Raw genomic sequence first — 23,770 nt, 5'->3', positions numbered from 1 at the left:
GGCTAAAGGCCCGCCGGGCAGCGGAATTCCCGCAAAGCCGGCAGCAGATAGGGATTGGCGCTCGTCCCGAATGCGAACTGGTATTGCAATTCACGCCCCCCCAAAATGAAACTCGCGGACATGCGGTCGCCATGCTGCCGGGCTCCCGCGGCGTCGAGAAGGCGGAACAGAGCCCAGGCGCCCGTCCGCTCCAGAACCGCGGAGACCGCGGTCGACGACACGGCGGTGGGCGCGGCCGGCGACGGCGAATTGTCGGCGGTCGCCAGGGAGGCCAATGCGGCGTTGGGATCATAGGCCAGGCTGACCGCGGCGCGGCCGCCGGCGGCTGCGCCCGGCCATTGGATCGCGCCCGACGCCGCCGGCGCGCCGGCCTGCGATGTGACCGAGGCGCCGTTGGCCTCGAATTTGGCGGTGGCGCCGGCGCCGCTCAGGATCGGCGGAAAGACCTGGATATTGATCGACGGCATGACGCCGCCAGTCGAAAAAAAGGCGTCCCTGATCTTCTCGGCGCGCTGGAATTCGACCAAGGTCGTCGGCGAAAAAGTGCTGGCGAGCGCGTCGTCGCGCCGCCAGATCCAGGCTCGCTTCGACTGGTCGACATATTTCGCCAGATTGTTCTGGAAGAAACGGTCCATGACGCCGCCGACGCCGAACAGGCGACCGAAATCGGCCAGGGCGATCTCCCTGCGCGCCCCGCGATCGAACGGGTAGCGGCCGGGAATGAGTTGCAGGCAGGGGCCGGTCACCTGATTGCCGAGCGCGCGGGTGAGCTGTCCGAGCAGCGAATTATTGACTTCTGTTTCGAAGGCGCCCGCCGCGCGGCTGATCATGGTGTCGAAGGGCGGCGGCAGCCGCGCCCCCGCCGCCCGCAGGTTCTGCAATTGCGCCTGCAGGCTGGCGTTGGCCTGCGCCGCCTGCGCTGGAACGCTCGTCGAAATGATGAGATTGTCCTTGATCTCGTTCAGCCTGCCGAGCAATTGATCGATCGGCCGATTGGGCGGCGAGCCTTCGACCCATTCGGCCAGCGGCCGGAACTGCGCTTCGATGCTCGCGCCCGGCGCGCCCATGGCCGCCTCGTTGAACAGGGGCGCGGCCGGCGGGTTCCGGTCGGCGGCGCCGGCGGCCCCGCCCTTTGGTTTCGGCCGCTCGCGGGTCAGAGAGGTTTCGTCGCGAACGGATTCCATGAGCGCGCGCAAAGGCGAAGACGGCGCCGCCAGCGCCGATAGCGTCAGATAGCGCGGCTTGTCGGCGGTGAGCCGGCGCAATTGCAATCTGGCGAGCGCCTCCTTCCAGGCGCCGACGAAATCCTTCGCATAGAGCTGATAGACATCGCCCGGCAGGCTATTGAATTGCGCCGCGACGTCGGTCTCCTCGCCAATCCGCCCCAGCACCCATTTGTCGGCGCGGACCTTGTCCGCGATCGTGCCGAGACGGTCCAGCAGGCCCGTCTGAAAGCCTCGGTAAGTATAGAACCCGGGCACGCGGACGCTGGACAGATCCGCGCCGGTGGTGGTCTCGAAGACGCGATCGGCGTCGAGCCCGCCGGCGGTCTGGGCGCTCCAGTCGGGGATGTCGCGCGCCTGGGATTTCAGCAATTGATAGGCGCGCTGCGCGACGCTGAGCCGGGCCAGAATTCTCTGGGCGTTCTCGATCGCGGCGCTGCTCAGTTCGACGAGCGGCGGGCTGCCGTCGTCGAGATCGAGCATGGCGCGCAAATGGTCTTCGAGCGCGGCGCGGCCCGATTCCTGGCCAGCGCCGGGATAGAGATTGTCGCGCCAGTCCTGCCGCTCCCAGGACAGCACGAAATTCCTGTCGAGCGCATGCGCGCCGCCGAGCATCATATATACCTTGAGCGCGTCATAGAGCGCGCTGGGGTCGTCGCGTTTGGCGTCGAGAACTTCCTCGAGGCGATAAAGCAGGCGCGGCCGCAGCAGCCGCTCCAGGCCGACGCGATAGACCTCGATCGCGCTGGAATGGAGGCGCGCGCGCTGACTGAGACCGAAGCGTTCCGCCAGGGGCGGGGAGGGCTCGCCCTGCTGGAATCCGTCCGGCATGTACCGCAGCTTGCGCAGCAGCGGTTCGATCTTGTCGAAATCGCGATCCCCGACGACATCCTCGTCGCGTTTGTCGCCGGCGGCGAGGACATATTCGATATCCGCGTCGCGCATGGCCCCGACAAGGGCGAGGTTGCGCGTATAGGACATCCACCAGACGCCGACGGCGCCGAGCGCGAGGGCGGCGGCGAGGCCAAGCGCCGTCGCCTTCATGATCATCTGGCGGCGCACGGCGGCGACGTCGGTGGACACCCAGGCCGCCTCGCCGATGATCACCTTCTGGATCAGGTCGTTGAGGAAGTAGCTCTTGCCAAGGCCGGACAGGACGGGCGCCCGTACCTCCCGCGCGCCGAAATTGCGGACCAAAGCCACGATGAGCTGGTCGATCGGGGTGCCTTCCTGCGTGCCCGAGGTGAAATAGAAGCCGCGCAGCGCCGCATTGGCGTGATAACGCGTCGGTTCGAAAATGGCGTTGAGAAAATCGTGGACGACGCGTTTGAGCGAAGCCATTTGCGCGGGAAAGCCATAGAGCGCGACACGCGGTGCGGGCGCCGGCTCGTCTTGCAGGCGGTCGGGCATGCGTTCGTTCAGCCGCGCGATTAGCGCGTCGAATTCGGCCGGCGTCTCGCCGACCATGTTCTTCTTCTTGTCGGCGGTCTGAAAGGTGGCGCCCCACACCTGCCGGCGGCCGTGCTCGTCGAGATCGGCGAAGAATTCGACGAAGCCGGCCACGAGATCGCTCTTCGTGAACAGGGCATAGACCGGAAAATCGACCTTGAGCCGATCGTGGATTTCAACCAGACGGGCGCGGATGGCGCGGGCGTGTTCGGCGATCTGCGCCTGGGAAAGGGTCAGCAGATCCTGCAGGCTGATTGCGATGATCACGCCGTTGATGGGCTGCTTCGGCCGGTGGGTCTTCAACAGATCAAGGAAGGCCAGCCAGCTCTTCTTGTCCAGCGTGGCGTCGGAATCCTGCGTGGTGTAGCGCCCGGCGGTGTCGATCAGCACGGCGTCCTCGGTGAACCACCAGTCGCAATAGCGCGTGCCGCCCGCGCCGGCGATCGCGGTGGGCGTGGCGCCATGCGACAGTGGAAAGCGCAGGCCGGAATTGACCAGCGCCGTGGTCTTGCCGGCGCCAGGCGGCCCGATGATCACATACCAGGGCAGGTCATAGAGAAAATCGGACCGGCCGCCGCTCGACGCCTTCAAGGTGGCGATCGCGTCCTTCATGCGCTCGCCGAGCGTCTCCGAATCGTCCGGCGCCTCTTCGGCGACCACGCCTTCCTCCAGAGCGGCGACGTTCTTGCGTCGCCGCCAGAAGGACATTCCTCCGATCGCCGCGACCACGGCGACCAGCACGACGATGACGACCTCGCGCACGATATAATTGTCGAGCGGGCGATAATCGCCAAAAGCGATATAGGGACCCGCCGTCCAGACGATCATCGACACCGAGGCGACGCCCGCGCCATAGAGCAGGATGCTCGCTATGTCCTTGGCGATCGGCGATTTGAACATCCGCCCCTTACCTCGCAACCATCAATCCGCGCGCGTCACCATGATTTCCACGCGCCTGTTCCTGGCGCGGCCTTCGGCTGTCGTGTTCGGCGCAATCGGCTCGTCGGGCCCCTTGCCTTCGACGACAATCCGGTTCGGGTCGCTCAGGCGCGGACGGATCATCGCCGCCACCGCCTTGGCGCGCTCGACGGAGAGATTGAAATTCGATCCGAAGCGATTGGTGGCGCTGAGCGGGACATTGTCAGTGTGGCCGACAATGCGGATCGGTCCGGCTTCCTTTTCGACGGCTTGGGCGATCTTTTCCGCGACTGGCGCGAATTGGGGCAGGACGTCGGCGCTGCCGGATTTGAACAGGATCAGGCTGCCGACGCGAATCACGATCCATTTTCCGGAAAGATCGACGCTCAGCGCGCCGGACGAAATTTCCGGCGCGAGGGCCATGCGGATCCGCCCAAGCTGATCGATCTGAGGCGCGGTCGGGGGCGGCGGCGGGGATGGAGCGCGGCGCTGCAGCGCGATCGGCGTCTCAGGATGCAGCAGGCGCGTCTCGGCGGCGACCGCGTCTGAGGCCGCCGTGATCCGCAGCCGCATGACGAGAAAGGAGCCAAAAGTCAGCGCGGCGAGGACGCCGACCGCCGCCCAGATCGGGACGCGGATGCGATGGCGCGTCAACGCGAGCTTCTGCCCTTCCCAGTGCGGCGACAACAGCCCGGCGGCGCGCGGGCGAATGCGTCGCAGTGTTTCGTAAAGATTGCGCTGGCGCGTCTGCAGAATCGACATCCCGTTCGGGTCGGCGCGATAGCGGCCCTGGAAGCCGAGCGCGAGACAGGCGTGCTGGAGTTCCAGCACGTCGTAATTGGAGGCGGGGTCGCCCAGCAGGCGGTCGAGTTCCTCGAAGAAGCGCACGCCGCCGATCCGCTCGCCGAAGAAGCGGCTCAGCATCGAATAATGGGTCCAGACATGCCGGTCCTCGGTGGGGATGTTCTGGACGATGTCGTCGGCGGTGGCGCAAATCAGATATTTGGCCGTGTTGGCGGCCTCGGGGCTGACGCCGGCCTGGCGAACATCCTTCTCGAAAAACTGCACCGCCTGTGCGACCTGCTCCATCAGGCTGGCGAATGACGCCTGCAGCGCGGCGACGCGCAAACGACCGAGCAGCAGAAGAAGCGGGCCGGCGGAGCGCAGGATCGGATTGGCGCTGGGCGCGACCAGTTCGTCGAAGCTGAGCGCCTGCGCTTGCGGCAACGGCGCGCCGCGCGGCTCGGGCCGCGAAGCGATCCAATCCTCGCCCCCGCTCTCGCCCGCCGGTCGCGGCGACGCCGCCGGCGTCGTCGGCGCGCGCGGCTGGGGCGGCCTGCGCCCGCCGGGATTCGGCCGAAAGACGGTGCGGTCGCTCTCGTCGCCGTCCCCGCTCATCGATGGTCCTCCAGAACCGCCCATAATTCGAGTTCAAGTTCGGGCCAGTCGCCGGAAAAATGCATGCCGATCGAGGCGGCGGAACTGAATTCGGGCCACAACGGCGAATTGCGGTCGAGCAGGAAATAGACGTGATCGGTGATCGCGCGAATCTGCGGCGGCGGCGTCGGCAGGTGCACGAGCGGAACGCCGGGCAGATGCGCGTGTACGATTTCGTTCATCTTGGTGTTCGGACCGACCTTGAACAAATTCGGGAACTGCGACTGAATGTCGGTCAGCGGCCGGCGCGCCGCGACTTCGAGCACGAGGCTGGCGGTGCGGAACAGCGCACGGTCGCGGATCCGCGAAATGAAAGCGTTTTCGGCGCGTTCGATGATTTCGAGCCGGACGGCGCGGCGTCCGAGACGCGCGCTGAGGAAATCCTGGAGGTCGCGCAACATGGGCTCGAAAACGTCGGCGAGCCTGTCGTGGTCATAGGCCGGATAGGTTCGCGCACGGCGGTCGGCGGTGGCGAAAGTGGCGAGTTCGCCCGCGAGCGACGTCAGTTCGACATAGAGCCTTTCTGGATGGACAAAGGCCGACGCGCGCAAATGCAGCAGCTTCGGGATCGATCGGTTGAGCAATTGCAGCACCAGATAGTCGACGCTTTGCAGGCCGCCGCCTGACGTCGGATCGGCGGCATAGCGCGCCAGTTCCTCAAGCTTGTTTTCGACCCATCCGACCACCCGGTCGATCCAGCCGGCGATGACCGGATGGGCGCGGCAGACCAGCGCTGGCGGGGCGAAGCGCGGATCGAACAGGAGATTCTTGTCGCGCACTTCGAGGATGCGCGCCACGGCGAGATTGTGATAGCCGGCCTTCGGCGTGCGTCCCAGTTCGAAGGCGAGCCGCGGATGCGCGACGTCGATCTCATGTTCGACGCGCAGTTCCGAGCTCGAATCGATGAAGGTTTCGGCGCTTTCGATGAAGCGCGACGCGCTGTCGTTCGGTCTGTGATCGACTTCACGCGTATTGGGCGCGGCCGCCGGAATGCACAGCCATACGATCAGATTGCCGGCGCTGTCGGGCACATCGAGCGGCGGCGGCAGCGGAGAGTCGCCCGGCATGTCGAAAGGCGTGCCCTCGGGCATCAGTCCCGCCGCGCGGCGCAGCCCGAATTTGCTTTGCTGCGCCAGATCGCTGTCGATCTCCAGTTCGGCGAAACCCCAGGGATAAGGTGTGACATGGCGCGTACGCGCGTCCAGCCGCCGCTCATGATAGCGATCGCTCTGCTGGAAATGATTTGGGCGGATGAACAAACCTTCGCGCCAGACCACCTTGCTGTACCAGGACATCGCGCCCCCTATCCTGTCTCGTCCGTCGCGTCGTCAACCCGACTTGTCGTAATTTTGCCCGAACAGCAGCATGAAGCGCTGGATGACGTCCTCGGCGCCGCCCTTCGCGGTCGCGCGCCAGGCGGCGACATAAGCGTCCCACAGCGCCGATTTGTGCGATTTCACCAAAGCGGCGACGCCGGCCGGCGCGGGATTGGCTGCTTCGACATTGGCGGGGTCGAGATCGGCGAACATGCGCCTGACGGCTTGCTGCATCGCCGAAAAACATTGCGCCTGATGACGGCCGAGGTCGGCGAAGCCTTGCGCCAGGGCGCGCTCGGCGCCGAGATAGCTCGGCGAGGGCGGCGCGAACATGATGCGGAGGGCGTCTTCGGGCGTGGGGGTGAATTTGAGGGGATTATTGTCCCTTGGCTCGATCACGGTGTGCTTGGAACTGCGCGCCAGGTTCTTGGCCTGCGCACGCGCCTGAAGCAGACGTTTCATCTCCTCGGTGACCACCCGCATCGATCGGCCGAGCATATCGGCGACTTCATTCGGGTCGCGGCCGGCGAAAAAGCCCTCCGGCAGGCCGGCGGCGCGCGCGAATGTGTCGAGGATGGCGGCTTCCGGGAATGGCGCGCGCTGGGCCGCGCGGGTCGGCTCCGGAGCGGCGGGAGGCGGAGCGGGAGCTTTCGCCTCCGCGTCTGGCGCGACGCTTGGCGTAACAACGGGCGGCGCTTCGTCCCAGACGGCCTCCTCGATCCTCGGCCGGCGCGGCGCGGGAGCGCGGAGCGGATCCTCGCGCGGCGGGGTGGCGGCGAAGTCGCCGCCCGGCCGAGGCGAAAATTGCTCTGGCTCGGTCACGCGCGGCGCGTCGGCGGCATGATACAGAAAGTCCGAATAGATCGGCTGATTCCTGGCGGCGCGGCGAAATTGCCTCGGGTCTTCCGGAGGCGCGACGTCGGCTTCCGCGTCCCAGAGCGAGTCGTAGGACGCCGGACGATCGACCGCGGGCGGCGGTTGCGGGGGCTCCGCCGAAGCCATGTCGGCGTCAGGCGTCACGACGACAGAAATCAGATAATCGCCGATCTGCAATTGGTCGCCGCCTTTCAGCCGATAGGGCGACTGCACGCGCGACGACGATCCGTTCACATAAGTTCCATTGGTCGAGAGATCGACGAGGTAATAGTCGTCGCCTTCGCGGGTGATCTCGCAATGCTTTCCCGAGACGATGCGCTCCGGATCCGGAAGGCGCCAGTCGAGATGGGCGTCGCGGCCGATTTCGGCCCGATTCTGTCCACGCATCGTGAAAGTCAGCGGTCCGCCGTCGGACAGCCGGTCGAAATTGTCGATGCTCAACTTCAGCGGCATCGCCCCCCACCTCGATCTGCCCGCAGCGCCGCCGCTGGGCGGCTCATCGGAATTCGACCGCGCTCTCGATGTGCGACACGGCGAGCGTCACCCATCTTTTCATTATAGCATCCCTTTTTTCGCGCGCCACGCGGGTCGAGCCCGAGAGCAGCGCCGCGCGCACCGCCTCGGCCGTCGCTGCGGGGTCGGCGGCGACCGGCTCGGCGTCGGCCGGGGCGATGTTACCGCCGGAGCGCCCCGCCGCCAGCGCGATCCAGGTTCCCGAAAGGCTTTTGCTCGAGCCCAGACCCTGCTCCAGGGCGAGCCGGCGCCTGGCTTCGTCCGGCCTCTGCGCCCAATCGCGCGCCAGGCGCAGGCAGTCGCGCTCCGTTTCGTTCAGCGCATCGACGTCGGCCAGGCATTGGCAGCCCCACCAGACCGCCTCGCGGCGCGGCAGGAGAAAAGCGCAATAGGTCAATGCCAGATCGAGCCGGTTCTCCGCGACGCGGCGCTCGACATAGCGAAGCGAGTCCTCGGACGAGCCCTCTTCGCGGAGATAGATCGCTGCCGAGGGAAACGACGCAACAAGGTCCTTCGTCGTCGCAAAGCGCGGGCTTCCCATTGGCAGGTTCCCATATCTTGCGCCGATCAGGCGATCACCGTAGCCGGCGAAGCGATGACGATGCTGAGCGGCGTCATGGAAATAACGCTCGCGCCGCAGACCAGTTCAATGCTTTGCAGCGCGGTAATCACGACATTCATGGTGGAAAAGGTAGCTTGATTGCCATTCACCGTATTCATCTGATCGCCCGCCGCCAACATCGTCATCTGGTTTCCAGCCAGGAGCGTCATCGTCTGACCGCCGGCCATCAGCGTGATCGTCTGATTTCCGGCCATCAGCGTGGTTGTCTCGCTCCCCTCCATCAGCGTCGTCGTCTTGTCGCCCATATTGATGGTCAGATCGTCGCCGCCATTGACGAGAAGGGTCGAGCGGCAGGCGCCGCCGCCCGTGAACTGCGCGCCGATCTCCCATTTTTCCTTGTTCAGAACTTCGACCTCATGGTCCTTCTGTGCATGCATCGCAATTTTTTCGGCGTTCTTCTTGTCCTCGAACATGAATTCGTTATGGCCGGAATGCCCGACCGAGGAATCCGATTTCACGCCGGACTGGGTCTTGTTGTCGGGCAGCGCATAAGGAAATTTGTTGTCGCCGTTATAGACGGTTCCAACCACCAGAGGCCGGTCGGGATCGCCTTCGAGGAATTCGACCACGGCCTCCATGCCGATCCGTGGAATGAATTGCCCGCCCCATTGCTTGCCGGACCAGAGCTGGGCGACGCGCAGCCGGCACGACTTCTTCCTCTTGCGGTCCCAATGGAACAGCACCAGAATCCGGCCGTGTTCGTCGACATCGATTTCCTCGCCGTCCTTGCCGACCACGCGCGCCGTCTGCGGTCCGCAGATCCGAGGCTTCGGCGTGACGAGCGACGCCTTGAAGGGGATATTGGCGTCGAGGAGTTCATAGGCGCCGGAATAGTCGGCCTCGCCGTCGCCGCCCGACCTGTAAGATTGCTGGGCGAAAGAATGGGACGCCCGCACGACCAGGTATTCCATGTTTTCCGATGCCGACGCGAGCCGCTCGACCTTGGTCAGGCCGCCGGGGAAGACGCTGATCGCATTGCCTTCGGCGTAACGGCGGCGATCCTGCGCCTGTTCGGCCTTGAGCCGGACGTCCGCATAATGATCGCCATCGGGGGATTCCACATATTTTCCGGGATAGTCGTAAATCTCCATCGAGCCTTTCTGGTATGACGAATTCGCCTGCTTGCGGGCGGTCAGATCCTTGCCGGGCTTTTTGAAGTCATAGTCGTTCAATTCGTATTTGCCGGTGCGGAAGCGCCGCTCCGCCGACCATTTGTGGAAATGTTCCTGGTCGCGCCGCGCCTGCGCCCTCGGAAAGTAATTTATTTGGGCATGCCCAGGTATTGGGTGATGAGACGACTTTGAATCGGCAATGATCAGGATGTGATTTCCGGCGCTATGCATAAAAAAATAATAAATCCCATGTTGCTCCATTAACCGTGATACGAAATCCAGATCCTTTTCGCGATATTGGACGCAATATTCGAGCTTGGGAAAATTCGTCGTCGTGGCGTCCTTGAAGTCGGTAAAACCGCGATCGCGGAAAACCTCCTTGATAATGTCGAGGGCGTCCGCCTCATGCCAGATGCGGCAGTCCGCCGAATGGGACAGAAGCCAGAGCCATGGGCGCAGAACGAGCTGATAGACGAATAAATCCTCGCGAGCGCCCGCCGCGCGCGCCTCGACCAGAACCCCGTTGAAATAACGATCCGGCCCGTTCGGACTGGTGAATTTCAGCGCGCAATTGCGCCCGAGCGCCCGGTCGAAATCGATGTCTTCATTTTCACTGAGCGCTTCGATCCGGTATTCGAAGAGTTCGCTCAAGCCCTCAACGCCGTCGAAACCAACCAGGGCGAAAATGTCGTCGCCAAGCGGAGTGATGAGCTGTCCTGGCCGGCCGCTTTGCGAAATATTGGGCATTGTGGTCAGTCCCGCATTTCAACTTCCGCAGCCGCGTCGAAGATGGAATCAATGATATATTAGGGTTTGGCGCCTGTCGAGGGAACCGCGGGACGGGCCTCTGGCGCGCATTCGGGAAGGCGCAGGCCATGGATCGTTCGCAAATTTCGACGCTCCTCGAACCCGTCTCCGCGGACGATCCCTGCGGTCCGGATCTTGACCTTGCCGGCGACGCCGATTTCTTCAACGCCCTCGCCGGCGCGGAAAGTCTGCTGCCGGGCCAGTTCTTCCAGCAGGACGGCGACGACCTTCGGCCTTATCCGCCCGGCTCCAGGGATTTCGAGCCGCGCATCACGGAGCTCCTGAACCAGTTGAAACGCAGCCGCGACATAAGGCTGGTCGTCATTCTCGCGAAATACGCCATTCTTGACCGAAAACTCCCCGAATTCGTCGAAGCGGTGGAACTGATCGCGAAGCTGTTGGAAACCTATTGGGACGAGGTCAATCCGAAAGGCGAAGGGGGAATTTTCGCGCTGCGCGTGGCCGCGCTGCAAGCGCTTGACGATCGCCCGCATGTCATCCTGCCGCTGCAATTCACGCCGCTGATCCGCCATCCGCGTTCGGGGGTCGTCACCTGGCGCAGCAAGGCGCTCGCCGATGGCGCGGAGCCGGCCGAGGGCGAGACGTTCCCCGGCGCCGCCGAACTGAGAGAGGCCTTCGCCACCGTCGAGGTCGCGCAAGTCGTCGACCGGCGCGATTGTTTCGGCCGTCTCGTTGCGGCGTTAGAGATCATCCACTCAGCGACCACGGAACGCCTCGGCCATGCCGAAGCCGCCGATCTGCCGCTGGTTCTGGGGCTCAGCCGCGACATCCTCGCTTTTCTCGACGCGATCGTCGGCGCGCGCGAACCTTCGGCGGCGCCGACGCCTTCCATGGTGACGGTGGGCGCCGAGCGGATGGGCGACGCCACGCGTTCGGCCGCATCGGGATTGGCTGACGTGGCGGCCGTCGCCGCGTCGCTGGCGGGGGTGGCGGCCTATTTCGAGCGGTTCGAGCCTTCGAGCCCCGCCTTGTTGCTGGTGCGCAACGCCGAACGCCTGGTGGGCAAGACATTCGCCGAGGTTATGCGGATTCTGCTGCCGGACCATGTCGACGCCGCAACGATCGAAATCGGCGGCCGTCAGACCTTCGCCGTGCCGGTGAGCCGGTTGGCCGAGGGCGCCGCGGAGCCTTCAGAGGAGGCGGCGCCGTCCGCGCCCGCCATCGTCGCCGATCGCCTGGCCGCGCTGTCCGAATTGCGAAAGATCGAAGCCTTTTACGCCGAGCGCGAGCCGACAAGCCCGGTGCCCTTCTTTTGCGAGCGCGCCCGCAAGTTTGCAGTGCAAGACTTCCTGAGCATTCTGAAGGAAATATTACCGGAAGACGCGCTTAAGACTTTGGATGCCGGCTAGCTTCAAGAGAGAGTATTGACAACGGCCAAATTAGAGCGATCCTATGAAAATGCGGCGCGCGCCTGCACACCGACCTGAAAGGGCGCGGTCGGATGGGGGGGCTGATGAGCACAGACAGCGGCCAGAAGTTCATTCGGCGCAACCGTGTGCCTCGCGTACATATCAGCTACGACGATCCCTATGACGCCGAGCGCAAGATCGAATTGCCCTTTGTCATGGCGGTTCTATCCGACCTGTCCGGGGACTCTCCGGGAGTCGAAAAGCCGGACGTCGCAGCGCGCGATTTCCTGGATATCGACGTGGACAATTTCGAGCAGCGGATGGCCGCGATCGAGCCGGGAACGAGTTTCCGGGTTGCGAACAAGCTCGGCGACGCGCCCGACGATAAGCTGAACATACAGCTGAAATTCAAGAAAATGAGTGATTTGTCACCGGCCGCCGTCGCCCGTCAGGTTCCGGCTCTCGCCAAGCTGCTCGAAGCACGCGAACAATTGGCCAATCTGATGCGTTACATGGACGGCAAGGCCGCCGCCGAAGAACAGTTGCGCAAGCTGTTGAACGATCCCGCCCTGATGTCGGCCCTGCGCGAAAAACTGGAGGCCAAGCCTCAGGTGGGCGAAGCGAACGGGGAATGACATGGCTGCCGAACCCGATCTTCAACGCGTTCCGCCGGCGCCGGTCGACACCCAGACCGTCGACGAATTTTCGGCCTTGCTGAAGCAGAGCTTCAAGCCGCGGACAGAGCGCGCCGCGACCGAAGTCGAAAACGCCGTCTCGACTCTGGTCAAAGAGGCGCTCGCCGATCAGAATCTTGTCAGCGCGGATGTGCTCGACACGATCGAGAACATGATCGCAAGGCTTGACGAGAAGCTGACCGCCCAGGTCAATGAAATCCTGCACGCCCCGGAGTTCCAGGCGATCGAGAGCCGTTGGCGCGGGCTGCATTATCTGGTGTTCAATTCCGAGACCGACGCGCAGCTCAAGATCAAGGTGATGAACGTCTCGCAGGACGAGCTCTATCGCAATCTGCGCCTCTATCCGGGCGCGCGTTGGGATCAGAGTCCTCTCTTCAAGAAAGTATATGAGGCGGAATTCGGACAGCTCGGCGGCCAGCCCTATGGGGCGATCGTCTGCGATTATCATTTCAGCCATCGCGCCACCGACATCCAGCTCATGCGCGATCTGTCGAAGATTGCCTCGGCGGCGCACGCGCCCCTGTTCGCCGCCGCCGAACCGACGCTGATGGGCATGGATAGCTGGAACGAGCTGATGAATCCCCGCGATCTGTCGAAGCTTTTCGACACGCCGGAATATGCCGCGTGGAAAGGCCTGCGCGACCAGATTGACGCCCGCTACATCGGCCTCTGCATGCCGCGCGTGCTGGCGCGCGTTCCCTATGGCGCCAAATCGGAGCCGGTGGAGGAATTCGCCTTCGAAGAGGAGACGGATGGCCACAAGGGCGAGAAATACGCCTGGATGAACGCCGCTTATGCGATGGCGGTCAATGTCAATCGCGCTTTCAAGGATTATGGCTGGTGCACCCGCATTCGCGGCGTGCAATCGGGCGGCGAGGTGCTGAACCTGCCGACCCACACTTTTCCGACCGACGACGGCGGCGTCGATTTGAAATGCCCGACCGAAATCGCCATCAGCGACCGGCGCGAACATGAGCTCGCCAAATCGGGACTGATCCCGATCATCCATCGCAAGAACACCGACAAGGCGGCCTTTATCGGCGCGCAATCCGTTTACAAGCCGAAGAAATACGAGGGGAAGAACGGCGCCGAGGCGACGGCGTCCGACAACCTGTCGGCGCGGCTGCCCTATATGTTCGCGGTGTCCCGATTCGCCCATTACCTGAAATGCATGGTGCGCGACAAGGTCGGATCCACGAAGGAGAAGGAAGGCCTTCGCATGTGGCTGCAGGAGTGGATCATGCAATATGTCGATGGCGATCCACTGCATTCCTCGGAAGCGACCAAGGCCAAGCTGCCGCTCGCCGACGCCAAGGTCGATGTGTTCGAGGATCCTGAAAATCCCGGCTATTACAGCGCCCGTTTCTATCTGCGTCCGCATTATCAACTGGAGGCGATGGATATCGGCCTCAGCCTGGTGTCGCGCCTCCCCAATACGGGAACCGGACCCACTTGATCAAACACTCGGCGGCGACTTTTTTGCCGCCCACGTCATCAAAAGGGGGGAACCATGTCGAGAGTCGATTATTTTCTCAAGCTCGACGGCATCGAAGGCGAATCTCAGGACTCGAAACACGCAAAGGAAATCGAATTGCAGTCCTGGTCCCTGGGCGCCACCAATACTGGCAGTTTCGCGATCGGCGCGGGCGGCGGCACCGGCAAGACCAACGTGCATGACGCCCATTTCACCAAATATTCCGACAAGTCGACGCCGAAGCTGTTCGCCGCCTGCGCCACCGGCCAGCACATTCCGAAAGGAACTCTGACGGTGCGCAAGGCCGGCGTTAAGGAGGGGCAGATTGAATATTTTAAGGTCCAGCTCTCCGACGTGCTGGTTTCATCCTTTCAAGTGAGCGGGGCCTCGGGCAATACGTTGCCGCACGAATCCCTTTCGTTGAACTTCTCCAAAATAGAGTTTGAATATAAGGAACAAAAGGCCGACGGCTCCGCGGGACCGGTGACGCAAGCCGGCTGGGACATCAAGAAATCCGTCAAGGTCTGAGACCTCCTCTCATTTCGTCGCCGCGACAGCGCAAATGCGTCGTCGCGGCGCGGTCGGCGTCCGGACGAGCGCGCCCATGTCGCAAAAAAACAACCGCCTGAGCCCGCCGCTGATGTTCGCGTTCCGCGCCGCCCACGAGGCCAAGGACGCCAGGCGATCCGTTCTTGCCCTTGACAGGGGCGCGCCCCGCCGCGGCGGCGGGCGCGTTGCGGTCACCGAAGCGCTGCTGCGCCGGGAGGTTTCGCGCGATCTCGAACTGCTGATGAATTCGATCGCGCTCGAATCGACCGACAATCTGGAAGATTTCGACCAGGTGCGCGCTTCGATCCTCAATTACGGATTGCCGGACATCGCCCACCGCACGATCGACGAGGCCAAGGTGGGGGAAATTGAAGGTGAAATCCGGCGCGCGCTCGAACTATATGAACCGCGTCTTGACGCCGGATCGATCGTTGTTCGCCGGGACGATTCCGTTGACGGCGAAATGCTCAGATTGCGATTTCTCGTCGATGCTCAACTCGTCTGCCAGCCGATCAACATTCCCGTGGAATTCGTCGCCGACGTCGATTTCGACAGCGGCGAAATCTCGGTCAGCCGCACGTAGCGCCGATGGATCGGGAGTTCCTTGACCATTACAATCGCGAACTCCAGCTTCTCAAGGAACAGGCGCGGGAATTCGCGGAAGAATATCCCGGCATTGCGGAACGTCTCGGCGGCCTGATCGCCGAGCGAATGGACCCGATGATTTCCGGTCTCCTGGAGGGCGCGGCCTTTCTCGCCGCCCGCGTCCAGCTCAAGTTGAAGCACGAGTTTCCCGAATTCTGCAACAATCTGCTGGAACAGCTGGCTCCCCATTATCTCGCCCCGACGCCGTCGGTCATGCTGACGGCGGTCTCGCCGCCCTATGGCGATCCCGCCTTGCGCGACGGCCTCAAATTTCCGCGCGGCTCTCTTGTGGACGCCACCTATCGCGAGCGCGATCGCCTGGTCTCCTGCCGGTTCCGCCTGACCTCGGAAATTGTCGCCTGGCCCTTCGAAATCACGGCCGCGCAATATTTCGAAACGCCGGCGGCGCTCCAGGCGCTGGGTCTGCCCACCGGCGACAACGTTCGCGCCGGTCTGCGGCTCGCTTTGCTCCATCGCTCCGTCGCGCGGCGCGAAGACGAGAAATTCGATCTGCCAGCCAACAGCGATCCATCGTTCTGGTTCGCCGGATGCAAGACGGATGAACTTGTCATTCATCTGGTCGGGCCTGAAGCGGACGCGGTCGGACTTTACGAGCAGATCCACGCCCGCCGCGCCGGCGTGATGCTGCGCTATCTCGATCGCTTCGGCGATCCGGTCGTCATCAAGGCGCCCGTTGAGTGCGTTGAGCAAATCGGTTTCGCCGAGGACGAGCGGCTTTTTCCCCTCGATGACCGGGTGTTCTCCGGTTTCGAACTGCTGCGGGAATATTTCGTCTTTCCTCGCAAATTCCTGGGATTCCGCCTCACCGGCCTGCGCCGGCTGTTCGCCGACGTCAAGGCCCGCAGCCTCGACATCGTCATCGCTTTCGACGAGGTCAACGCCCGCCTCGCCGCCGCCACGGATCCGCGCATGTTCGCGCTCTATGCGGCCCCGGCGATCAATCTGTTCGAGAAGTCGCTCGACCGCATTCCGGTGCGCCGCAATCAGAACGAATATCAGGTCGTCGCCGATCGCAGCCATCATCTCGACTACGAGCCCCACCGCATCCTGGACATGACGGCGCATTTCGCCGGGGGGCGTGGAAGGGCGCCGGTTCTCCCGCTTTATTCGGCGGCGGGCGACGGTCTGCGCGAGCCGGATCTCTGCTACACGATCCGCCGCCTGCCGCGTCGGCGGTCGGAGGAGGAGCGCCGCTACGGCCCGCCGACCAATTACATCGGCGCCGAGATGTTCATTTCCCTGGTCGAGCCCGCGGGCCTCGACGACAAGCGCGCGATCGTCGAACTGAGCGTGCGCGCCCTGTGCTCCAATCGCCATCTGACGGAACATATGCCCGTCGGCAAGGGTCTCGAACTTCGCCTGCTTGACGCCGCCGAGATCGAGGCGCAGGCGGTCGCCGGTCCGACGCCGCCGCGCGGACCCGTCGTTTCGCCCATGCGCGGCCGCCACGAGAATCTGAGCCGGGGCGGCGTCGCCTGGCGCCTCATCAATATGCTCAGCCTCAATCATCTGGGTCTGGTGGAGCGCGGCGCCGGCCTTAACGCGCTGGCTTTGCGCGAAACGCTCGCGATGTTCGCCGACACGACGGATTCGGCGATCGAGCGACGCATTCGCGGCGTGCGCGCCATGGATTCGCGCCCGGTCGTCCGACGCATGCGCCGCGGCGCCGGCGTCGGCGCGGCGCGCGGCGTCGAAATCACCGTGGCGCTCGACGAAAAGGCCTTTGAGGGAACTGGAGTCTTCCTACTCGGCGCCATACTCGAGCGGTTTTTCGGCGAATACGTCAGCGTCAATCATTTCACCCAGACAATCGTCCGCGGCGCTGAACGCGGCGAGATCGTCCGCTGGCCGGTTCGCGTCGGCGCAAGGCGGCTCGCATGACCTCGATCGACGATCTTTCTCGGGAGCCGTGGCGATTTGATTTCTTCGACACGCTCCGGCGCCTCGAGCGGCAATTCGGCCGCCCGATCGAGGCCGATCCCGGGCGTTCCGACGACAGGGCGGCGCGCCCTGCCTTGCCACGCATCGGCGACGCCGCCTCGCGGCGCGAGGAATATGTCCTGCTCGGACAGGATCCCTATTTCGATTTTCCCGCTTCGAACCTCTCGTCCTTCGTCGAGAAATCCGATTGCAAATATGCGATTCTGGTTAAATTCCTCGGACTGCTCGGACCCAATGGCGCCCTGCCTTTGGCAACGACCGAGGAGGCTTGGCGCTGGATGCTGGCGCGCGACGACGCCTTTCCGCGCTTCCTCGACATTTTCAACCATCGCTTCCTGCAATTGTTCTTTCGCGCCTGGGCCGACGCGCGGCCGGCGGCGCAGCACGACCGTCCGGCCGAGGACCGCTTCATCGCCTATGTCGGCTCCGCGATCGGCCTCGGCTCGCCGATCTTCGCGGGATTGGACACGATCGCCGATTCCGGCAAGCTCGGCATCGCCGGCCTGATCGGTTCAAAAGTGAAATCGGCTTCGCGCCTGCGCGGCGCGATCCGCGCGCTCTTCAAGACCGCCGCCGAGATCGAGCAGTTCGTCGGAACGCGACTCGAATTAGCGCCGGAAGATCGCACGCGCCTTGGCGCCGCGCTGTGCGGTCTCGGCGTCGACACCATGATAGGCGGCGTCTTCTACAGCGTGCAGGATAAGATTCGCGTCCGGCTGTTCGTCGCCGATATGGAGGATTATGCGCGCTTCCTGCCGGAAGGGCGATTGTGCGAGCCTCTTGTCGATCTCGTCTATTTCATGTTTGGCGACGAGATCGACTGGGACGTCGAACTGTCCATACCGGCGCACGCCGCGCCGCCCATGCGCCTCGGTGTGGCGACACGGCTCGGGTGGACGAGCTGGCTCGCGCCGGACCCCGGCGCTGACGGCCGCTTTTCCGACGCGCGTTTCAACGCCGCCGACCGGATCCGTCGCAAGCGCGAAGGGAATCGCGAGAGCGGCGCCGCTGTCTGAGGGGGAGGGGCCATGGCCGACGTCAGTCTGGAAACCGTTGCCGGGAAGCTCAACCGCCTCGGCTACGACACATTCATCAAGGCGCTTCGCCTGGCCAAATCCGCCGGCAACCGCAATGTCGAACTCGCGCATTGGCTGGCGCAAATCCTTGGCGAGGAGCGCTCGGACTTCGCGCTCAGCTGCGACGACTTCCAATTGGACCGGGCGAGGCTGGCGACCGATGTCGCGCGTGTGGTTGACGGGTTCAAGCGCAATGAAACCGAAATGCCTGGCGTGTCCAATGCGATCGTTGATTTGCTCGACCGCGGCTGGCATTTCGCCACGCTCCTGTTCGGCGAGACCCAGATCCGAACCGGCCATCTGCTGGTCGCCGCCTTGAAGGCGAACGATCTGCGCCGCGCTTTCATTTCGATTTCCAAGGAATTTGAAAAAATCGCCGTCGACCGGCTGACCGACGAACACCGCGCGATCTGGAAAGATTCCGACGAGGCGAATCTGCGTCCCATGGACGGCTCGGGCCTGCGCGGCGCGGATAGCCCGGGGGCCGCGGCCGCCGGTTCGCGCGGACAGTCCGCGCTCGACCGCTTTTCCCAGGACCTCACCGCCAGAGCCGCTTCCGGTGAAATGGACCCGGTGCTCGGCCGCGAAGAGGAAATTCGTCAGATCGTCGACGTGCTGATGCGTCGCCGCCAGAACAATCCGATTCTCACCGGCGAGGCTGGCGTCGGCAAGACCGCGGTGGTCGAGGGCTTCGCCCAAAGGATCGCTGCCGGCGACATTCCGCCGCCTTTGCGCGGCGTGAGACTCTGCGCGCTCGACATCGGCCTGATGCAGGCTGGCGCCTCGATGAAGGGCGAATTCGAACAGCGCCTGCGCTCGGTGATCGACGAAGTTCAGAACTCGCCGCAGCCCATCATTCTCTTCATCGACGAGGCCCACACGCTGATCGGCGCCGGCGGCGCGGCGGGGGTCGGCGACGCCGCCAATCTGTTGAAGCCAGCGCTCGCGCGCGGGACGTTGCGCACGATCGCCGCCACCACCTGGTCCGAATATCGGCAATATATCGAAAAGGATCCGGCATTGACCCGTCGCTTCCAGCCGATCTCGATCGACGAGCCGGACGTCGCGCGCGCGTGCGGCATGTTGCGCGGGGTCCTTGCGCCGATGGAGAAACATCACAAGGTGCGCATTTCCGACGCCGCCGTTGTCGCCGCCGTCACGCTGTCGAGCCGCTACATTCCGGCGCGGCAATTGCCGGACAAGGCGGTGAGCCTGCTCGATACGGCGAGCGCCCGCGTGGCGATCAGCCAGAGCGCGACGCCAGCCAGAATCCAGGACGCGCGCGTCGCCATCGCCGCCCTCGCGCAGGAAAGGACAGCGCTCGAAGCCGACCGCGAACTCGGCGCCGACGTCGACGCGCGCATTGCCGAAATAGAGGCCGAGAGCAGGGCGCTGCAGGAAAAGCTCGCCAAACTGGAGGAGGATTACGGAAGGGAAAAAGCCCTGGTCGAGGAGATCGCCGCCTTGCGCGCCGGCAAGGACAAGCCGCGGGACGAGGCGGAAGGCCCGGCGCGGCTCAAGGACAAATTCGAGGCGCTCGACGCCATCGAGGCGGAGAACCGCATGGTCTACGCCCATGTCGATGAACAGGTGGTCGCCTCGGTCGTCTCGGACTGGACCGGCATTCCCGTCGGCCGCATGGTCCGGGACGAGATCGAGAATGTGCTGCGCCTGCCGGAAATCCTGAACCGTCGCGTGGTCGGCCAAAGCCACGGCCTGGCGATGATCGCCCGGCGCATCGAGACCAACCGGGCGAAGCTCGACAATCCCAACAAACCGATCGGCGTCTTCATGCTCTGCGGCCCCTCCGGCGTCGGCAAGACGGAAACGGCGCTGGCGCTGGCGGAGGCCCTTTACGGTGGCGAGAGCAATATCATTTCGATCAATATGAGTGAATTCCAGGAGGCGCACACGGTCTCGACCTTGAAGGGCGCGCCGCCCGGCTATGTCGGCTATGGCGAGGGAGGCCGACTGACGGAGGCGGTGCGGCGCAAGCCCTATAGCGTCATCCTGCTCGACGAGGTCGAGAAGGCGCATCCCGACGTGCATGAAATTTTCTTTCAGGTGTTCGACAAGGGAGTGATGGACGACGGCAGCGGCCGGCGGATCGACTTCAAGAACACGCTGATCATTCTGACGTCGAACGTCGGAACCGACACGATCATGAAGCTGGGAGCGACGCCGCCCTATGCCGCCGATCCGGAGGCGCTCGCTCAGGCCCTGCGTTCCGATCTCCTGAAAGTTTTCCCGCCTGCCTTGCTCGGCCGCATCGTCGCCATACCCTATTATCCGCTCTCGCGGGACATGCTGGCCGGCATCGTCCGGCTCCAGCTCGACCGCATCGCCAAGAGAATCCGCGAAAGCCACAATGCCGCCTTCGTCTATGACGACGCCGTGGTCGACCATATCGTCTCGCTCTGCAACGATCCCGATTCCGGCGGTCGCATGATCGACAACATCATCACCAACACGCTGCTGCCGGCGCTGTCGCGCGAATTTCTCAAACGCTCGCTCGCCAGGCAGGAGCTGACGGAAGCGCGCGTTTCGTTCGAGAACGGGGCTTTCGCCTATGCGTGGCGGTAATCAGCCTGGGATCACGCCATCAGCAGCCGCAGGCGCGCGAACTCCTCGAGCGCGCGCGGCGCTAAAATACGCGCCTCGTCTGCGCTCTTGCCGGTCTGCGCGCTGACGAAACGCGCTAGAGCGGCGCGGTCGTTGACGCCGTCGAGCTCCTGCAGGAAGCGATACCAGAACGGGTCGTCCATGCGCACCGGCTTGTGATGGAGCGCCGCCAGAACCCGCTCGCCCTGCGCGGCCTGCGCGCGCGACAGCGGACTGGCGAGCGGCCTTTCGCCCGGCGTCAGACTATAGGCCGGCGGCGCGTTGGACAGGGTCACGACGCCATTGACATAGAGACGCAGCGCCGCCTCGACCAGATCGGCGCGGTGGGCGATCCCGTCGAGCGGCGTCGCGGCAGCGGAAGACAGGGCGTCAAACAGAGCGGCGAGATCGGAATCGTCGGTTTCGAACTCGACCTTGTCGGTCGCGCGAAAGACATGCGCCTTTTGGTCGGGACGGGGCTCGACCCGCGTCAGGGCGGCTGACGCCCACAGACCGCGCACCCGATCGGGCGTCGCGAGCCGGTCGATCGGCGCGCCGTCGCGCACCAACAGCGACCAGCGAAAAGCGCGCATGTCGGTGAAATCCAGCAATTGCTCGTAACGCGCCCAGTCGCCGCCGGTGAACCGCCGCGCCGCGTCGAACCGGGCCGATTCGAACAGGCAGTCCCGAACGGACGCGGGCAGGGCGTCGGCGAGATAGGCGAGCCCCTCGGGACGGGCGGCGGCGACGACGGCGTCGAGGAATTGCGGCTCCCAGATCGTGGCCATTTCGTCGTGAAACAGGACTTCGGGCGGGCGCTCCAGGGTCGATTGCGCGGTCTCGATCAAAGCCTTTTGAAACGGAACGTCTTCCGACCACCCGCCGATCTGATATTCAAGCGCCCAGCGCGCCTTTTCGATGCGTTCGCGCCGATCGTCGACGCCATCGACCATGCGCGCGAGATAGTCGCGAAGCGTCTGCCGCAGGCGGCAGCCGGGAAAGGCATTGTAACTGAGGAAGGCGATTCCGTGCGCGGTCAGGCGCTGGCCCATGACGCGCAGGATCGCCTTGCGCACAATTTCGCCGGTCCAGGAATAGATTCCGTGCGCGACGATATAGTCGAACTCGCCCTCAATCGCCGCCGGTTCGGCGATGTCGCAGCAATGGAGCGATACATTGACCAGACCCGCGAGCGCGAGGGTTTTGCGGCCGCGTTCGATCGCGCCTGCCGCCAGATCGATTCCGACAAATTCCGAACCTGGCGCGGCTGCCGCCATGCTGGCGATATTGGTTCCCTCGTTACAGGCGATTTCGAGGACGCGACACTTGTCGGCAGGCGCCGCCGGCCTGCCGAGCAGTTGGGCCAGCGCCCCGAGCGTCGCCGGGTTGCTGTGGGCGGTCGGCCAATTGGGATAGGGGACGACGTCATAGGCGGTCGCCGCGCCGTCGCTCATCGTCATTCGCGATCCGGCGCGATCGATCTGAGATCGGCGTTCATGAGGGCGCGGTAGCGCATCGGACGATAGCCGCGCGCCAGGAGCGAGCCGACCGGATAGATATTGTGGCACACTTTGCCATTGCAGCCGCCGGTCGAACTTTCCAGCACCTCCGCCTTCCTGTCGCGGGTGAATCGCATGAAGAGCATGACGTGCGAGCCCGGCTTGTCGAAAACGTCGCCCGGCAGCATGTCCCAGACATTGGGCACCGGGCGGGCGATCGAGGGAATGGCGAGGGTGGTGAAATGGGTTGACAGTCCCCAGGCGGCGCTGACGAAGGCGGAGCAGTCCACGCCGGCGATGTCGCGCCGCGGATTGTCGCGCGTGCAGACATTGCCCGCCAGTTCGCCGTGCTGGATCAGGCTGGCGATCTTGGACAGGCTGCCGGAACAGCCCCAGCAATAGGGGATGCCGACGACGTCGCGATTGAGCTTGCCGCGCATGTAGCCGGGGCGCCGGATACGGTTGAAGCCGGAGCAGCGCCGGTCTGGATCGGGGCCATAGGCGGTCGGCGTCACCCGCCAGCGAACGGTGGCGAAGGCTATGCCGTTCTCGATCACCTGGCGGCGGGTCAGGGGCCGGACCAGAGCGTGCGTCGCGCCGATTTTGTCGAAGGCTGAAAAGCTCGGCGCGACCGCGGCGCCATAGGGCAGCGCCTCGCCCTTGGCGACACGCCTGAAGCCGACGCCGAGAATATTGCTCGATCCCTTTCGCGTGCGCAGGAAATAGACCTCGCCATCCGGCGACACCGTGACGAAGCGGCGGGCAAGCCCGGAGTCGCGGGTCAGGGGCAGATCGTAAACGCCTTCCAGCGTCGCATTGGGGCCATAGCGCGCGACGAAATCGGACGCCGTGTCGCCCGGTCCTTCCGGCACGTTTTCGGCGAAAACATAGTAGCGGCCGTGGCTGTCGATATCGAGAAGATCGACCGCGCCGAGGCGGCTCGTCACCCGGAGGTCGAGCTTCGCCAATTCATGGCCGCCGCGACGGCTGGCGACGTCGATCCTGACCGCGGCGTCGCCGTCGAACGGCGAAAATTTCGCAATGACCGCGCCGCCGCCATGGGTGGCCACCGTTTGCTGGCGGCGACCGGCCGGGGTCAGCGACCGCGTCGGTTCAAGCAGGGATTCGAGACTTTCGCCTGGCTGGCGCGATCCCATCTGGGAGAAGGCGTCGTTGATGGTGTCGTCGACCGGTTCGGCGGAGCGGGTAAGGGTAAGGCCGCGCGTCGGCGACGAGGCCGGACCCGTCGGCTCGAGGGTCAGAACCTGACCGTCCCAGACATGGATTTTGCCATTGGAAACGACGAGGTCGGTCGGCGACACCCCGTCGGGCAGCAGGAACTCCTGCGGAGGCGCTCCGGGCGCGCGCGGATCGAATTTCAATATGCGGCTGTTGACTTGATCGAGAACATAGATCTCGCCATTGTCGCCGGAATAAATGGCGTCCGGCCCTTCGAGCTCGACATCCGGGCCGCCCGGCGCGATGCCGACGTCGGTCGCCGCATCGCCCCGCGAAAAGCTGCGCGTCAACACGTTATCGGCGCGAGCTGTCACGCCGCACGCCAACAACAAGGCCGCCACGAAAGTAATTCTGGCGATCGACACGACGGTCTCCCCTCCGCGTCCC

General features: G+C 64.3%; 16 protein-coding genes. 8 read left to right on the top strand and 8 right to left on the bottom strand.

Annotation, left to right across the window (positions count from 1 at the left end):
- Positions 1 to 2 precede the first annotated feature (2 nt).
- Genes tssM through K2U94_RS12260 form a run of 6 tightly spaced genes read right to left on the bottom strand, consistent with a single transcriptional unit; the run spans position 3 to position 10,213 of the window.
- On the bottom strand, positions 3 to 3,572 hold the full coding sequence (gene tssM / locus K2U94_RS12285; protein ID WP_243067488.1) for a type VI secretion system membrane subunit TssM: 3,570 nt from the start codon (positions 3,570 to 3,572) through the stop codon (positions 3 to 5).
- A gap of 21 nt (positions 3,573 to 3,593) precedes the next feature.
- Positions 3,594 to 4,988 (bottom strand): type VI secretion system protein TssL, long form, encoded by a 1,395-nt coding sequence (tssL, locus tag K2U94_RS12280; protein ID WP_243067487.1) that lies wholly within the window; start codon positions 4,986 to 4,988, stop codon positions 3,594 to 3,596.
- The gene (gene tssK, locus K2U94_RS12275) at positions 4,985 to 6,322 is read right to left on the bottom strand and encodes a type VI secretion system baseplate subunit TssK (protein ID WP_243067486.1); all 1,338 of its coding nucleotides are present in this window, start codon (positions 6,320 to 6,322) and stop codon (positions 4,985 to 4,987) included. The genes tssL and tssK overlap by 4 nt, the downstream gene beginning before the upstream one ends.
- A 33-nt stretch (positions 6,323 to 6,355) precedes the next feature.
- Positions 6,356 to 7,672 carry a type VI secretion system-associated FHA domain protein TagH gene (tagH, locus tag K2U94_RS12270; protein ID WP_243067485.1) on the bottom strand — a complete coding sequence of 439 codons (1,317 nt, stop codon included), beginning with the start codon at positions 7,670 to 7,672 and terminating at the stop codon, positions 6,356 to 6,358.
- A 43-nt stretch (positions 7,673 to 7,715) separates the two neighbouring features.
- Positions 7,716 to 8,273, bottom strand: a complete 558-nt coding sequence (locus K2U94_RS12265; protein ID WP_243067484.1) for a DUF6931 family protein — start codon at positions 8,271 to 8,273, stop codon at positions 7,716 to 7,718.
- A gap of 26 nt (positions 8,274 to 8,299) precedes the next feature.
- Positions 8,300 to 10,213, bottom strand: coding sequence for a type VI secretion system Vgr family protein (locus tag K2U94_RS12260; RefSeq protein WP_243067483.1), 1,914 nt, complete (start codon positions 10,211 to 10,213; stop codon positions 8,300 to 8,302).
- A gap of 128 nt (positions 10,214 to 10,341) precedes the next feature.
- Here K2U94_RS12260 and K2U94_RS12255 point away from each other — a divergent pair, with 128 nt between their 5' ends.
- The 8 genes from K2U94_RS12255 (at position 10,342) to tssH (ending at position 20,627) form a co-directional block, all read left to right on the top strand.
- Positions 10,342 to 11,643, top strand: a complete 1,302-nt coding sequence (locus K2U94_RS12255) for a type VI secretion system protein TssA (RefSeq protein WP_243067482.1) — start codon at positions 10,342 to 10,344, stop codon at positions 11,641 to 11,643.
- Positions 11,644 to 11,747: 104 nt separating this feature from the next.
- Positions 11,748 to 12,278, top strand: a complete 531-nt coding sequence (tssB, locus tag K2U94_RS12250; RefSeq protein ID WP_243067481.1) for a type VI secretion system contractile sheath small subunit — start codon at positions 11,748 to 11,750, stop codon at positions 12,276 to 12,278.
- Between the two features lies 1 nt (position 12,279).
- Complete coding sequence (gene tssC, locus K2U94_RS12245) at positions 12,280 to 13,794, top strand: type VI secretion system contractile sheath large subunit (RefSeq protein WP_243067480.1); 1,515 nt, start codon at positions 12,280 to 12,282, stop codon at positions 13,792 to 13,794.
- Positions 13,795 to 13,848: 54 nt separating this feature from the next.
- Entirely contained in the window at positions 13,849 to 14,340 is a 492-nt protein-coding gene (locus tag K2U94_RS12240; RefSeq protein ID WP_243067479.1) for an Hcp family type VI secretion system effector, read from the top strand.
- A 76-nt stretch (positions 14,341 to 14,416) separates the two neighbouring features.
- Positions 14,417 to 14,944: a type VI secretion system baseplate subunit TssE gene (gene tssE, locus K2U94_RS12235; RefSeq protein WP_243067478.1), complete on the top strand. Its 528-nt coding sequence runs from the start codon at positions 14,417 to 14,419 to the stop codon at positions 14,942 to 14,944.
- Positions 14,945 to 14,949: 5 nt separating this feature from the next.
- Positions 14,950 to 16,908, top strand: coding sequence for a type VI secretion system baseplate subunit TssF (gene tssF / locus K2U94_RS12230; protein WP_243067477.1), 1,959 nt, complete (start codon positions 14,950 to 14,952; stop codon positions 16,906 to 16,908).
- Positions 16,905 to 17,984 (top strand): type VI secretion system baseplate subunit TssG, encoded by a 1,080-nt coding sequence (gene tssG / locus K2U94_RS12225; RefSeq protein WP_243067476.1) that lies wholly within the window; start codon positions 16,905 to 16,907, stop codon positions 17,982 to 17,984. Before tssF ends, tssG begins: the two co-directional genes overlap by 4 nt.
- A gap of 12 nt (positions 17,985 to 17,996) precedes the next feature.
- Positions 17,997 to 20,627, top strand: a complete 2,631-nt coding sequence (tssH, locus tag K2U94_RS12220; protein WP_243067475.1) for a type VI secretion system ATPase TssH — start codon at positions 17,997 to 17,999, stop codon at positions 20,625 to 20,627.
- A gap of 11 nt (positions 20,628 to 20,638) precedes the next feature.
- On the opposite strand, the gene K2U94_RS12215 is transcribed toward tssH, so the two are convergent.
- Positions 20,639 to 22,105, bottom strand: coding sequence for a class I SAM-dependent methyltransferase (locus tag K2U94_RS12215; RefSeq protein WP_243067474.1), 1,467 nt, complete (start codon positions 22,103 to 22,105; stop codon positions 20,639 to 20,641).
- Positions 22,102 to 23,748 carry an NHL repeat-containing protein gene (locus K2U94_RS12210; RefSeq protein WP_243067473.1) on the bottom strand — a complete coding sequence of 549 codons (1,647 nt, stop codon included), beginning with the start codon at positions 23,746 to 23,748 and terminating at the stop codon, positions 22,102 to 22,104. The genes K2U94_RS12215 and K2U94_RS12210 overlap by 4 nt, the downstream gene beginning before the upstream one ends.
- Positions 23,749 to 23,770: the final 22 nt, after the last annotated feature.

This window comes from Candidatus Rhodoblastus alkanivorans, assembly GCF_022760755.1.
Lineage (GTDB): Bacteria > Pseudomonadota > Alphaproteobacteria > Rhizobiales > Beijerinckiaceae > Rhodoblastus > Rhodoblastus alkanivorans.
Note: the sequence above shows the minus strand (reverse complement) of the source record. Positions and strands in the feature narration are given on the sequence as shown.